Raw genomic sequence first — 14,555 nt, 5'->3', positions numbered from 1 at the left:
GCATGAAATCATCAGCTTATTAGGCCTTCTATCAATAAAGAGACACCCTCCCGGGCGGCGGGCACGAAGTTCATCGCGAGTTCCGCACGCAAAGAAGACCACTTAATGTGGCCTTCGTCTTGCGCAGGACTGTAGAGCTGGGAACTTCGTGCCCGCCGCCCAGGAGGGCGTTGCGTTTAGAAGATGGACCTAGCGCTTGTTCCTCCGGGACAAGAGAAGCGCGGCTATAAAAGCGATGATGGCAAGCGCCAGCAACACCAAAAGCAAAGCGAGCGTGTTGTCGCCCGTTGCCGCCAGACCAAGCAAGCCGGGCTTCTTGCTGCCAGCAGGTTGTACGGAGATCTTCTCGCCATCGTCTTCGGCGGTGATTTCCCAGCGAATTGCCTTGTTTGCGTCGGCAAGCTCGTTGCCCACCGACGTCGGGACACTTAGTTGCAAATTGAGTACCGTGCTGCCATCGCTCGTAAACGTTGCGACCTGCGTGGGATAGGCAAACACGCTGCCCGGCGTTCCCGTCTGGAGCCAACCGGCAGACGCATCGGCCGCCGACGCCGTTAGGGTAATGGGCGACAGCAGATGTGCCGTCTCGTGATCGACAACAGCCCGCACAAACACACGTACCTGGGACTTTACACCCGTGGCACGAACCCCAATCTGTTGCTCGCGTACATCGCCGGGCATTAGATCTTTAAAGGCTGGAAACAGATCGGGCTCCCCCGAGGAGTCCGTCGCTCCCGATACCGTTAGCTGGCGTGCATTTCCGTCATAGGCAATCGAGGGCGTATCGGCGAACGCACGGGCAGGAACGGCGAGCGCGACCACGCAGAAAATGGCCGCGACCACACAACGCAAGGAACGCGCAACGTCTTTGAAAATCGGTAAAGCCATGCTTACGCACCTCCGTGCGGCGGCACCAGCACGCCATCTTTGACCGTACAGTTCCATGCCTCGGTGACCGCATCGTCGGGCGTAGACTGAATCGCTTGGGTCGAGATGTCAACAACTAGGTTTTTACCATCTGCCTTCTTCTCGGACACGCCCTTGATGAGCACGCCCGTCTTGTCGAGCGGCGCAACAGGAGACGTCCAGTAGTAGAACCCGTCGGCCGAGCGAACCCAAGACGAGGCGCTGCCAGTAGTTGAGGCATTGGACACGTTGCCCCACACAATGGCGTAGTCGGTACCCTCGACCGGCTCATCCCACAGGCGCGCGCCATCCTGGTCCTGCCAGTAGATATCCACCGCAGCACGCAGGTATGCCGGAGCCGAGCCCTTGTTTGTAATCGTGACGTCACTCTTCACGTTGCCATTGAGCTTCTCGTCTACCGAGGGCGCCACCGAACCAAAGCCAAACTCGTTGACCAGCACGCCCGTAACCGAAAGCCACGCAAAGGTGCCGGCAACGCCAGCCAAAAGAAGAACGCCGGCAAGGAGGGCAACGATCTGCTTGCGCTTACCCATCCTAGTCCTCCCTCCTTAGCGTGCCGTTTTCCCAAACATTCTTGGCACGCGAGCCACCATCGACCCATTTGTCCTTCGCGCGCGTGTTAACGCACGTCACCACGGCGTCGCCTGCGCTCGAAGCAGACGAAATCGTCAGCTCGGCAGTTTTACCGGGCGCCTTGCCCGGCGTGCTCAGCTCGCCCCGGTAGCGCCATGCCCAAGCCGTATCTTCCTCGACGGTATAGATGCCCGCCGGAGCGGCGAACTGCACGCTGCCGACATACCAGGTCTCACCGTTTTCCGGCTGCTGCTTATCGACTTTCACCTCGACCATGCGCGTCTCGGCAGGAGAATCCTGCGACATCTTTCGCGTTACCTTAAAGCGGAACGTTTGCCCCATAGCGCTGGCATCGGTCGTCTTTTTAACGATCGTCAGCGCATGAGTCTGGGCAAAGTTGAACACGGCTTTGCCGGGGCCCTGATCGCCCTCGCCCGTCTTCTTGGACTCCAGACGGTTGGCCAGGTCGAACGAGCCGCCACCCGAACCCAGACTGTAGAGCGAGACAAACTTGCCGTTCACAGGCTTTTCCGCCGCAGAAACGCCCTCTGCACCAGGGCCGTAGCTTGCCTGCGTTACCGTAACGGTCAGTTGTGTTCCCATAAACGGCTCGGCAAAGCAGACCTTAAACGGCGCCTGGTCGGCACCGTCATCGACGGTGTTGGCGGCGGCGGGATCGAGCAGCCATTTAAGCTGCGCGGTCATGGTTACGGGTTTCGCGGGATCAGACGTATCGTTGGCAACCACGCGATACGTCACGGGATACAGGTCCATGTCGCCCTTGACTGGCTCGCCCTTGAACTCATCCCAAGACTTTGCAGTGCCATCGGCACCCACATATCGCCACTCCAAGAAGAGCTCGCGCTTATCGCCATTGGCAGCAGCCTGTTCATCGAGCAGCGCGACGATCTTGGAGTGGGCGTCCGGATCGTACGCCACGGATTTTTGCTCCATCACAGGATTGCCGTCGTTGTCGTAGAAAGGGTTGCCGCTCTCGTCCATTTTGGGAACATCGACCGTGTAGACAAAGCCAGGCTTACCGTCCTGCGCGCGCTCGTCGCCCGAGTCGACCGTCGCCGTAAAGATGACCGCCCCGTCGACGCTGTGATAGCGCACCTTATACGGCGTGACCTTGTACACCGCGGTATACGTCGCGCCCTTAAAGGGTTCACTACCCTCGAGGGGATACTTATCGTCTTCGGTCAACAGGGTGTATTTGCCATCGGGTTCATAGTCGCGCGACCAGCCGACAAAGTCGTACTTGGTGCCGTCAATGCCGACAACCTCAGCTGTAGCTCTTACTTCCAGCGAAATTTGATCGCCAGAGTCGGTGCGCGAAAGAGAACGCACGGAATCGGGGTTATCCAGATTGGCATCGATATTCGATTGGACAATTACCGCGCTGGCACGGTAGACCGGGTACAGCTCCATGGGGGCGTTAACCACAGTGTTTGTATTCACCATGGGAAGGCCGTCCGACCAAACGACATAACAGTTGCCGGATGCCGGTTTAGTTTCCGTCCAGCCTACGAAGGCATTGTATGCGTTCGTTGCATCATCGATGTCGCCAACGTTATACGTCGGCAGCGGGATGCCGTCCTTAAGGCTGCCGAGCGTATCGCCCTGCTGGGCTACCTTGCCATCCACATCTTTGGCATTGAGATGGTACACGACCGCCAACGGCGAATAGTACGCCACAAATGTATAGGCTCCGCCGGGTTCCACCTGATAGGAATACGAGTTATCGCCGTTAGGTTCGAGCTTTTTAACCTCACCGTTCGGGAGTTCGATTTCGACCTTATTCAGCTTGTATAACTCGCCGCCGGACTTGTATACCGTCGTTTCGATATCAGGAGTCACCGTTGCCGTGGCGGGATCGTTGTCCGCATTGAGATTAGGGGTGATGTCATACCTAGGAACATTCACCTCGGAAGTGCCATTAAAACCGGCGCGGTGCAGGTTGGTGGTGTAGTTGACGTCGAACTTTGCGTAGACGGGATAGGCATCCTGACACTTGGTGACCTTGAAGTCATCCGTCGCCAAGTATGGCGCCGCCTTTTCCGGATCGCTCGTCACATAGGGGTCGTTGGCGACATCATAGATATAGTTCCAGACGGGAGAATCCTTCTGGACCTCGGCGGTCGAAATCCAACCCAAGAACTTATATCTCGGATCCGGCTCGCCCTTAGGATTCCGCACGGCCATTTCAGTATCGGTCGGAGAAGACTCGAGGGTCAGGGGGCTCTCATACGATCCCTTCTCACCATCTTCTGGCTTTTCGGCCACTTTAACCGACTTATTAACATGCGGGTAGTAATACGTGAACGTCGGATCCGCCCCGTTCACCTTGGTCTGCAGCAAGTTACTCTCATAGCGCCGCGTGGCAGTCCTCACGACATTATCGCCCTTGTTGTAGAAATTGACGTCCGTGGTAATCATCGCGCGAACGTAGTACTTCTTATCTGTACGCACCATGCTCTCGATGGGATTTTTCACATATGTCCAATATTCACCATCGCGCTCAAGCGTCCAGAAATTCAGGCGATAGCGATCATTCACCGGTTTGACCGTTACGTTCAGCGAAGCCGAAGTCCAAGTATCGCTTAGCGTTGCAGCGCCTGGAAAATCGGTATCGGCATAGAGGTTTTTTAGAGTATCGGCTCCCGTATCGTTTTTAACGTTGTGCGAGTACGCGTTAAGGGGACTCACGACAAGGGTTTCCTTCGTGAAGCGTGTGCCACACGTTTCATAACTATCCTTTATACCGTGGTCAACATGCTCCGGGCCCCAGTGGACGACGTTTTCACGCACGAAGGTACTACCGACGTTTTCCTCAAAGGGCGTTTGATAGCGATTCCAAACGGAACAAAGTAGCTTGCTGTCCGTAAACTCATGGTTGGTATAAGCCCGAACGTAATAATCCACTCGGTACTCAAAGCGGGCGATGTAGGTATGCGGCGCGGTTAAATCGACATCGGTGGGGAGCGTATAGCTGGGATCGCGGCTTACGCGCACCTCAAGCGGGGCATCCTCGGTTCCCTTGTTTTCATACCAACCCAGGAAACGGTAGCCGTCGGGCAGCGCACCGTCCTCTGATAAAGGCTTGTTGTCCACGTCGCACACCCGCACCGTGTACACACCGGTGCCATCCTCGGCAGTCTCAACCTTAACGTCAGTTTTGCCCACACCATCGCGCCGAGTCTGATCGTCGATTGCATCCTGCTCATTGCCCTCAAACACCGTCATGATGTTCGACACATAGTCGGTGTACACCGGATAAAAATCGGTAGGGCCAAGCACAGTGATCTCAGCGCCGGCAGGATAGAACGCACCGGCGTTTTTTAGCTCGGCAAGCTTAGGCGAGGTGATGGCCGCGTAACCGCCATGCATCCCGGCCTCGCCGCTCGGCTGCGTCGTCCAACCAATAAAGGTGGCGCTGGCAGATAGAGTGCCGCGGTCCGCAGGGGCAACCGGCGTTAAACCGACACCATAGCGGTACCAATCCGTCGACTTGTCGTGCGCCTCGCCGCTCTGCCACGAGAGCATCTCACCCTTGACGTTATAGAACAGCACCTGCGCCTCGTACGAAGCAATAAAGAGGTCGTTGCCCTTAAAGGCCTCGGCCCCCTTCGCGTTATCGGCAGTATAGGTCGACGTTTTGTCGTTTGCCTCGTTCTTCTGGACCTGCTTGCCAGCAGCCACAGCATCGGCATCGGTCTTGCCGTCAAACCAGCTGTTGTCTTGTCCAATTCGGTTCACACGCACATCGGGCTCGCGGAACCAGCCCATAAAGCGGTAGCCGCCGTTCGCCTCGCTCAGGTCGGCAGGCTTTGCAGAGGTCTCCTGCTTAAACGTTACCGAGGTATCGCCCTGGGCCAAGACCTGAGCAGTTCCCGCCAGCACGGCACTCACGGCAAAGGCATACGGATCCGAGGTCGCCTGATCAATACCGAGTTTGGTTGCCGTAATAGTCGCGGTACCCGCACCGGGAAAATCGATCGTCGCCTTAACGCTTTGGCCATGCACGGGGATATTCAGCTTGTAATCCATCGCCCATTCGTTTGCATGGTCGCCGCCCAGATAATCGTTATTGGCAGTCGAGCGCATGGTGCCGGCACAGAAGTCGTAGTCGTGCTCTTCCCATAGCTCACGCGTGGTATAGCGCTCGTCGTCCCACGGGCCATAGCCGTCGCCCTTGGTGGTACCGTCGCCGCCAAAAGAGGGGATCTTCTTCTTAGCCGCGGTACCCTGGCTGCTGCCGTTTAGGCTCACGCTCGGCTTAAAGTAGCACTCGGTGACCGTGGCGTCGCCCTTGTTGGCGCGCGCAGCAATACCGCCCAGGTTCACGTCGTTTTGGATGATGGGGATCACGGCGATGGGGTTGTATTGACGCGAGCTCAGGTCACCTGCAAAGTGGCTGCGGACGAGCTCATTGCCTTCTTTGGTTAAAATACGACCCGCCAGGCCACCCGCCCACGCGCGCGTCACGGCGACAACGCCCACGTACGACGCGGCATAGCTGTAGCACTGGGCCGTCGAGAAGCAGTCGATGATCTTGGCGTCACCTGCCATGCAGCCCACAAAGCCCGAGGCGTACACGTTGTTGCCGCCCAGGGCGCCAATGGCCACGTCGTACTTATTGGTGACGTCGGTCATGCCCTTCTCGGCAATCGAGCCGTCGTCCTTACGCGTCGGCGTCACGCGGCAGTACTCGATAGTCGATTTCTCAACGTAGCCGGCAAACGCCGCCATATACAGACCCTCACCGCCGAGCGCCTGCACGCCCGAAGTCGTGTTGTTAACGGCGCGGCCACCACGTACCTCGCAGTTATAGAGGGTACAGCCGTCGAGCTCGCCGGCGATGAGACCGCCCTCAAAGCCTGCGTTGGTAATGAGGTTGAGAGCATTGTTGGCGCAGGTCACGTGCAGCGTGCTCTCCATGACCATAACGTTTTCGAAACGCGTATTGACGGCCTTGCCCACGATAATGCCACCGCGGAAGTCCGCCCACACGTTGGCGTCCTTGACCAGGAAGTTTTTGATGGTGGCACCGTTGGTCTCGGCAAAAAATCCCGTATCGCGCTCGGGGTCAAAAGCGTCTTTATCGTAGTTCAGGCCCTCAACGGTGTGGTTTTGACCATCGAACACGCCCTTAAACGGATGCTCCTTGTTGCCAAACGACAGATGCTTAACAGTGTTTGCAACGATGGCTTTCATGTCGTCGCTGTCGAGCTCAATGTCGTTATCGAGATAAACGTGCCAGCCGGACGTATCGCGCTCGCGCGACAGCGCCACATACAACAAAAAGTCAGCCTCGTTTTTGATGTGGAATTCGTTTTTGTTCTCGGGCACGTCCTCGGCATGCACCACCGTTGGCAGCGCCATAACGCAGCAAAGGACAATCGCTGCGACGGCAACCAGCCTGCTAAGCATACCCCGGTTCATGTTCTTGATCTTCATAGGCTAGTTCGCCTCCGGCCAACCCACAACGTCAAGTACGTCGAGGGCGGTATCGCTTGCCTGCTGGTTTTTGGCCTGCACGGCCTGAACATCGATATCGAGCCTGAATGAGCCGCCGCGCGCGGCATCGTGGTAGTCGCCCACAAAGCGCAGCGAGTCCATGAGGCTTTCCGTCATGACGCCGGGGTCGAGCGTGCCGCCACGCCCGGCCAATCCGCGGTAGTAGTACCACCCATCGCCGCCGTCGATCCACGGGGACCCCTCGCCCACATTCACATGAAACGCAACGTTGCCCGAGGCATCCGCGCACGAGCCGTCTGGTGCCACCGACGTCATGCGCAGGCGCGCGCGAACGTACTCAGGCTGCGCGCCAGCGTTCTCCACGCGCACAATGCGGCTGATGTCAGAGCCGCTGGCCTTGGTGTCGGGATAGTCCCCGTACTCGTTGGCCTCAAACGGAATCTCTTCGCCTTGCTCGTTGAGGGTGTATTCGCAGACTCGTACCTTCACGCTGCCAAACGATAGGACGTTGTTCGCCGGAACCATATCAACGGTAAAAGCCAGCGTGCCGCACAGGCACGCCAGGGCCAACAGCGCCATCGCGGCAAGCGCCAAGGTACGTTTCTGATTGTCGGAAAGATTATTGAGCATTACGTTCGCCAGTCGTCGATAAAAAGGGGGACTGAGATCCCAGCCCGAATATAGGGGTGGGGGCGGGCCGGGATCTCAGTGGGGGGTGGGATTACTTGAGAGTGTCAGCCCATGCCTTGGCAGCAGTCAAAGCAGACGCAGACGAGCCCTCAGCAGTGTTGTCTGCCGCGTAAATGAAGCAGTTGACCTTCATCGTGGCAGGATTGGCGAAATCCTTTTGCTCGGTCTCCTTGGGCGTAGTCACATTGCTGAACAGCTCACCGGTCCACTTGTCCTCGGTCTTGCTGGCAATAAGCGGAGTTGCCTCGGTCCCATCGCCAACATAAACGAAAAGGCCACCGAGATAATGAGTCGGCTCGCCCGTAACTGCGGTCACGTCAACGGCCTTCCAGCCATTTTTAATGGTGAAGTAAGTCGTCTTGGAATCATCAACCCCAGCAGACGCTGTCGCGTTCTTCACGAAAACGTACACATAAGCGTTCTCGGATCCCTTGCCAATACCGACATTAGGATTCTTAGGAACAGACACGCCAGGGGCGAGCTTGGAGTCCGCAACCCAGTTGGTCTCGGTCAGATTGCCGTTGACCTTAGTGTTGTCATCCGGAATCGGCTGATCCGGATTATCAGGATTAGTGGTGGGCTTGTTGATGCCCGCAGTAGTGAAGTTGTTGGTCAGGCCCGACTGCGCCGTCAGCCATGCATAGGTGCCAACGCCGGCGGCCAGCACCAACAGCAGCAGGGCGGCAATGATGCCGTAGCGCTTTTTCTTCTTGTTTTCCATCGTTCTCTTCCTTTCGAGAATCGTCTTCCCCGGCAACGGCCCCTACCGCCGCCGACGCTTTTCCCTGCCGCTATGAACGCCGCTCCCTCGCATGCACGCGGGCATGCTTACCCGCAGGCTCGTCGGAAACCACCCGATCGAGCACTATCGACGCCGCGACCAGCAGCGCCAGAACGGCCACCACAACAAGCAAACCGGGCATCGTCGTGCAATATGCGTTAACGAAGCCCAGGTAAGGGACACAAAAAGAAACGACACCGATCACGCGTGAAAAAGGCGTCTGCTCGGCGTCGTGCATGATGGTTCCATCTGCATTTTTGTTTGCGATTCCCTGCGTACCGATCGTCTGTGCCACAGGGTCGATCTCGTACACCTGGTGCGTCACCACGGCACCGTCGGAGCGGTAAAAGGTTGCATTGTCGCCCACGGCAATATCCGTTGGCTCAACTTGGCGAACAAACACCATGGAGCCGACGGGAAACTCGGGCTCCATAGAGCCCGAAAGCACAGCAAAGGGTGTGTATCCAAATGCGCGAGGCACAAAAGAAACAACGGCAAGGGCTATGACAAGCGCGAACGCCAAGCTACTCAAAAGCGTAATAAATCGTTTGAGTCTGCGCGCCGTCAAAGTGATAATTCATCCCCCTTGAGGACCTATTCTACCCATCCAAAGGTCAGCAAGTTTCAACAGGAACCGCAAGGCGCTTGAAAAGTGAGTCCGAAATAAGCCAATTTGGAATCTTTTCGTAATAAAAACATAGCGATGTGCTACACATTTTTCAATGTTTTATCGCTAAATGCTACTTATTTTGGCGTAAGTGGCCATTTATCCCCAAATTAGTCTGTTTTATCCAATACTTACGACTAACCCCCTACGCAACTTCCCCATAGGAGGTTCGATTTTTTTGCGAAACTAAAATAATGGTACCCCCCCCCACATTAAAACAAACTACTGGAAGTGTCATTTATTTCCGACCCTCCCCTTGCCGGAGTTTTATGACAGCCCCATGTAGTTCGCAGCCCATAATCCTCTGAGAACCGTGTCCCAGAATTCACGTCCGGAGTGGGATGCGGTTTCCGCTTGTGGCCCCGTTGGGAAACCACATCCCACTCCGATCGCAAATTCCGGGTCGCGCTTTCCGCCAAGGCCCTCAACCGGAAACGGCATCCCATTTCTCGGCCGAAAACTGGGATGCGGTTTCCACAGAGCCCCTCAACGGGAAACCGCATCCCATTCCAAAGGCAAATTCCGGGACGCAGCTTCCGCAACCCCACCCATCCGGAAATCCCATCCCACTCCGCACACATCCGGGCATAGAACAATCAGCTTATTAGGCCTTCCATCAATAAAGGAGCGCCCTCGTGTCAAGAAAAAAGCCTCGAGAACTTCGAGGCTTTCACATTTGTATTGTTTTGCACGAAGGACCGCGAACGGCGAAGCTACTCTCCCAGCACGGCCTTCTTTGCGGCTGCGGCCATGTTGTCCAGATCCTCCTTAGTGGGGTGATCCTTTGCGGCAACCCAGTTGTCGAGCAGCATCTTAAATCGGGCGTTTTCGGGATCTTGCTCGAGCATGGCCTCGTAGCGCTGCTTGACCGCGGGGCCCATCTTGCCCTGGCACATCGCCCAGCCCGCAAGCTCGGCATCCCCAGCCAAATTGGAAGTTACGCGGTCGATAATCTGCTGATAATAGCTCTGGTCGGCCCCAAAGCCGCAGGTGCCAAACAGGAAGACGCGCTTACCGTGCAAGGCGGAGAGCAACGCCGCGACCGAAGGCGTGCACGCGCCCTTGTCGCACCAAAAACCGACGAGCACCGTGTCGGCCGCGCAGGCGCCCTGCGCCTCGAGCGCAACCTGATCTGCGTCCGCATCGTCGCTCAACGCCGCGGCATGGACAAACTCAACGCCCGCAACCTGCAGAGCGCGCTTGATCGCACCCGAAACCATCCTGGTATTACCGCTCTTGCTGTTAACCACCAAAGAGCACGTCATAGTCACGTTGCCTCGTTTCCCCCAAAACTAAAGCCACTAATGCAATTTATTAGATGAATATCTTAGTACTAACGTGACAGATGTAAACCACCGTCTGTCGATTGGCGACGCAGACGACATCTTTGGACAGATTTCGAACAGTATGTACTTCGGATTGAAACCGCCGCAGAACGTTTCACGAATGGCCGAAAAACTGTTTCACAAAACGCCGTCAAATTGTGTCACGGAGTATCGTCAAAATGTTTCACGCGCTGGTAGAACGCTATATAACAAGATCGCTCTATGGGACAAACAAACCTGATTAATTTGCCCCACGGGCTTGCTCACTGGGCGAATTGGCTGCGGTAGAGTTCGGCGTAGAAGCCACCTGCCGCTAGCAGCTCGTCGTGCGTGCCGCGCTCGATAATCTCGCCGTCGCGCATGACCAGAATGCAGTCGGCGTTGCGAATCGTGCTCAGGCGATGCGCCACCACAAAGCTGGTACGACCGGCCATGAGCTCGTCAAATGCCGCCTGAACCTGCAGCTCGGTGCGCGTATCGATGCTCGAGGTCGCCTCGTCCAGCAGCAAGATCGCCGGGTCGGTGAGCATGGCGCGCGCGATGCACAGCAGCTGTTTTTGACCTTGGCTAAACGTGCCGCCGTCCTCGCCGATCACCGTATCGTAGCCGCCTGGCAGCTGCACGATAAACTTGTGCGCATGCGCGCGCTTGGCAGCCTCGATAACCTGTTCGCGCGTGGCATCCGGGCAACCGTAAGCGATGTTTTCCGCCACGGTGCCCTCAAACAGCCAAGTGTCCTGCAGCACCATGCCAAAGGCACGGCGCAGGCTTGCGCGCGTGTAGTCACGCGAGGAACGGCCATCGACCGCAATGCGACCGGCGTCGATATCGTAAAAGCGCAGCAACAGGTTGATGAGCGTCGTCTTGCCACAGCCCGTGGGGCCGACCAGGGCAAAGCGCATGCCGGGCTTGGCATCGATGCAGATATCCTGCAGCAGCTTGCGGTCGGGCACGTAGCTAAAGTCCACGTGCTCAAAGGTCACCTCGCCCTGTGGGGCAGCAAGCTCCACGGCATCTGGCGCATCGGGCTCTTGCTCACGGGCGTCGAGCAGCGCGAACATGCGGCGCGCCGAGGCATACGCCGTCTGGATTTGCGTAATGACGTTGGTGACCTCGTTGAACGGCTTGGTGTACTGGTTGGCGTAGGACAGGAAAATCTGCACGCCGCCCACCGTAAGCGCCGCGGGCACACCTGTGATCACACCGACGCAGCCGATCACGGCGACCACGGCGTAGATGATGTTGTTGATAAAGCGCGTGCCGGGGTTAGAGAGCGAGCCCATAAACTGTGCGCGCTCACCTGCCGTATAGAGCTCGGCGTTGAGGACATCGAAGCGCTGCTGAGCGCTCGGGCCGTAGGCGAAGGCGTCCACGAGCTTTTGTTCACCAACATACTCCTCGATATGACCGCCAAGTTGGCCCTGGATGCGCTGCTGTGCCGTAAAGCTCTTGTTGGAAAGCTTGGCGATGGCGCCGGCTGCAAAAATGGAAAGCGGCGTGACGAGCACCACCACGAGCGTCATGGCCAGGTTAATGGAGAGCATAAACGCGAGCGTGCCCACGATGGTGATAACGCCGGTGAAGAGCTGCGTGAAGCCCTGCAGCAGACCGTCGCCCACCTGGTCGACGTCATTGACCACGCGGCTCATAAGGTCGCCGTGGGCATGGCTGTCGATAAAGCTGAGCGGCATACGGCTGAGCTTGTCGCTCGCCTCCACGCGCATGTCACGCACCGTCTCGTAGGACAGGCGGTTGACGCAGTAGCCCTGCAGCCACTGGAAGGCCGCGGCACCTACGACGACAATCGCGAGTTTGGTGACAAGCGGCAGCAGTGCATCGAAATTCACCTGGCCCGCGGCAACGATCAGGTCGATGCCCTCGCCAATGAGAATAGGCGTATAGAGCTGTAAGATCACCGAGACGGCGGCGCTCACAAACGACGCCGTAAACGAAATACGGTGCGGACGGACGTAACCCATCAGGCGGCGGGTCACCGCACCCACGGGATAGCGCTCGGGATCACCGGGTTGGCGCGGACCGTCGCCCAGGTCGTTAAGGTTATCGTTGCCGGACACGTTAGCGGTCATCGTGGCGACCGAACCGGAGGAAGTATACGGATTCATCTAGCAGCCCTCCTTTGTGCAGACGGATGCGGGGGCAGTCGAGGCGGGCGCGGCGCCTGGGGCGGGGGCGGGCGACGCGCTCCCCTGCTGACCCTCGAGCTCCTCACGGCGAAGCTGCGACTGACAGATTTCGCGGTAGAGCTGGCAGGTCGTGTACAGCTCATCGTGCGTGCCCAGGCCCGCAACCGAGCCGTGGTCGAGTACGCAGATCATATCGGCGTCGCGCACGGTCGAGACGCGCTGGCTCACAATCACCGTCGTGAGCGGCAGCCCGCCCTCGGCGGCACCGCGCATGCTGCGCTCGCGAATGGCACGGCGAAGCGCCGCATCAGTCTTAAAGTCGAGCGCCGAGGCGGAATCGTCCATGATCAATATCTGAGGCGAACCCACCAGGGCGCGCGCGATAGTCAGGCGCTGGCGCTGACCGCCGCTGAAGTTCTTGCCGCCCGCCTCGACCGGGGCGTCGAGCCCCTGGGGCTTGTTGTGCACGAACTCGCTCGCCTGCGCTATGTCGAGCGCCGCCCAGAGCTCCTCGTCGGTCGCCGCCTCGTCACGCCAGGTCAGGTTGCTGCGGATGGTGCCGCTCACCAGCGACGCGCGCTGCGGGACGGTCGCGACCACGTGGCGCAGCTGATCGAGCGGCCAGGTGCGCACGTCGGCGCCCATTACGCTCACGCTGCCGGTGCCCGCATCGTACAGGCGCGGGATAAGCGAAACGAGCGTGGACTTGCCACTGCCCGTGCCGCCGATAATGCCGAGCGTCTTGCCCAGCGGGAGTTCCAGACTCACATCGTTGACGGCGTTGGCAGCGCCGGCGCCAAAAGAGAAGCTCGCATGGCTCAAGCTCAGCGCGGAGGTCGGAGCGACATTGCCCGGCTCGGGCAGCGCGACCGGCTGGTTGCCCTCGTCGGTGATGCTCGGCACGCAATTGAGCACCTCGTTGATACGTGACGCACTGGCGCTCGCCTTGGTAAAGACCACGACCAGGTTGGCGACGTACACGATGGAGGTCAGGGTCTGCGTCATGTAGTTGACGAACGCCATGACCTGGCCCTGCGTGAGCTCGCCCACGTTGACCTGGATGCCGCCCACCCACAGGATGGCACACACGCCCAGGTTCATCACAAGAAACGTGACGGGGTTGAGAATCGACGAGAGCTTGCCCACCGCGATGGCAGTATTGGCCTGGTCATCGGCGGCTTGAGCAAAGCGCTCGCGCTCGTGATCTTCACGCACAAACGCACGGACCACGCGAGCGCCCGAAAGGCCTTCGCGGCAAATGAGTGCAATGCGGTCGAGCTTTGCCTGCAGCTGCTTGTAGTACGGAATGCAGCGTGCCATGACAAACCAGAACACCAGGCCGATGGCGGGCGTGCAAATCAAAAAGATGATGCCGAGCTTAAGGTCGATGGCAAGGGCTGCGACCATAGAGCCCACCGCCAGGAAGGGCCAGCGGATGAGCATGCGCACGCCCAGCGCCACGGCGAGCTGCACCTGGTTGACGTCGTTGGTAATGCGCGTGATGAGCGACGGCGCGCCAAAGCGATCGAGCTCAGCATAGCTCAGCTTATTAATGCGCTCGTAGAGCGCACCACGGATATCGGTGCCCATGCCCTGCGAGGTGAGCGCCGCCATCTTTTGGCAGACGAGCGTAAACGAGATGCCAATCACAGCCATGGCGGCGAGCACCACGCCGTAGTGGACGACGGCGTTGACATCGTGTGCGCCGATGCCCTTATCGATCATCTGGGCAATCACCAGCGGCGTCAGCAGGTCAAAGATCACTTCGATCAGCTTGCACGCAGGACCAATCACCATATAGCGGCGAAACTTACCGCCAAAACGCCTGAGCAGCTCAATCATAAAAAGGCGCTCCCTATCATCATTCACACTCAATTCGAATCATGATAGTACGGTGAGCCCAAAAGAAGCGTAAACAACTCGTCATTTCTAATGGGGTTCGGTTTCCAAAGAAGCGGAGAGGTCGC

General features: G+C 58.1%; 9 protein-coding genes. All 9 read right to left on the bottom strand.

Translation table 11 applies throughout. The annotated features are described in order from the left end of the window. Positions 1–189: 189 nt before the first annotated feature. A complete protein-coding gene (locus tag DW180_RS04030; protein ID WP_118237565.1) occupies positions 190–888 on the bottom strand; it encodes a hypothetical protein in 699 nt (232 codons plus the stop codon). 2 nt (positions 889–890) lie between these two features. Further along, positions 891–1,460, bottom strand: coding sequence for a hypothetical protein (locus DW180_RS04025; RefSeq protein WP_118237563.1), 570 nt, complete (start codon positions 1,458–1,460; stop codon positions 891–893). Position 1,461: 1 nt separating this feature from the next. Next, positions 1,462–6,960, bottom strand: coding sequence for a hypothetical protein (locus DW180_RS04020; RefSeq protein WP_118237561.1), 5,499 nt, complete (start codon positions 6,958–6,960; stop codon positions 1,462–1,464). A 3-nt stretch (positions 6,961–6,963) separates the two neighbouring features. Next, complete coding sequence (locus tag DW180_RS04015) at positions 6,964–7,611, bottom strand: hypothetical protein (protein ID WP_118237559.1); 648 nt, start codon at positions 7,609–7,611, stop codon at positions 6,964–6,966. Between the two features lie 91 nt (positions 7,612–7,702). Continuing rightward, complete coding sequence (locus DW180_RS04010) at positions 7,703–8,392, bottom strand: hypothetical protein (RefSeq protein WP_118237557.1); 690 nt, start codon at positions 8,390–8,392, stop codon at positions 7,703–7,705. 70 nt (positions 8,393–8,462) lie between these two features. Next, the gene (locus DW180_RS04005) at positions 8,463–8,975 is read right to left on the bottom strand and encodes a signal peptidase I (RefSeq protein WP_158570924.1); all 513 of its coding nucleotides are present in this window, start codon (positions 8,973–8,975) and stop codon (positions 8,463–8,465) included. An 857-nt stretch (positions 8,976–9,832) separates the two neighbouring features. After that, the gene (gene bilS, locus DW180_RS04000) at positions 9,833–10,384 is read right to left on the bottom strand and encodes a flavodoxin family protein BilS (RefSeq protein WP_118237553.1); all 552 of its coding nucleotides are present in this window, start codon (positions 10,382–10,384) and stop codon (positions 9,833–9,835) included. A gap of 323 nt (positions 10,385–10,707) precedes the next feature. Beyond that, positions 10,708–12,567, bottom strand: coding sequence for an ABC transporter ATP-binding protein (locus DW180_RS03995; RefSeq protein ID WP_117635594.1), 1,860 nt, complete (start codon positions 12,565–12,567; stop codon positions 10,708–10,710). Then, entirely contained in the window at positions 12,568–14,430 is a 1,863-nt protein-coding gene (locus DW180_RS03990; RefSeq protein WP_233545172.1) for an ABC transporter ATP-binding protein, read from the bottom strand. Between the last annotated feature and the right edge of the window lie 125 nt (positions 14,431–14,555).

Source organism: Collinsella sp. AM16-21 (assembly GCF_003471905.1).
Lineage (GTDB): Bacteria > Actinomycetota > Coriobacteriia > Coriobacteriales > Coriobacteriaceae > Collinsella.
Note: the sequence above shows the minus strand (reverse complement) of the source record. Positions and strands in the feature narration are given on the sequence as shown.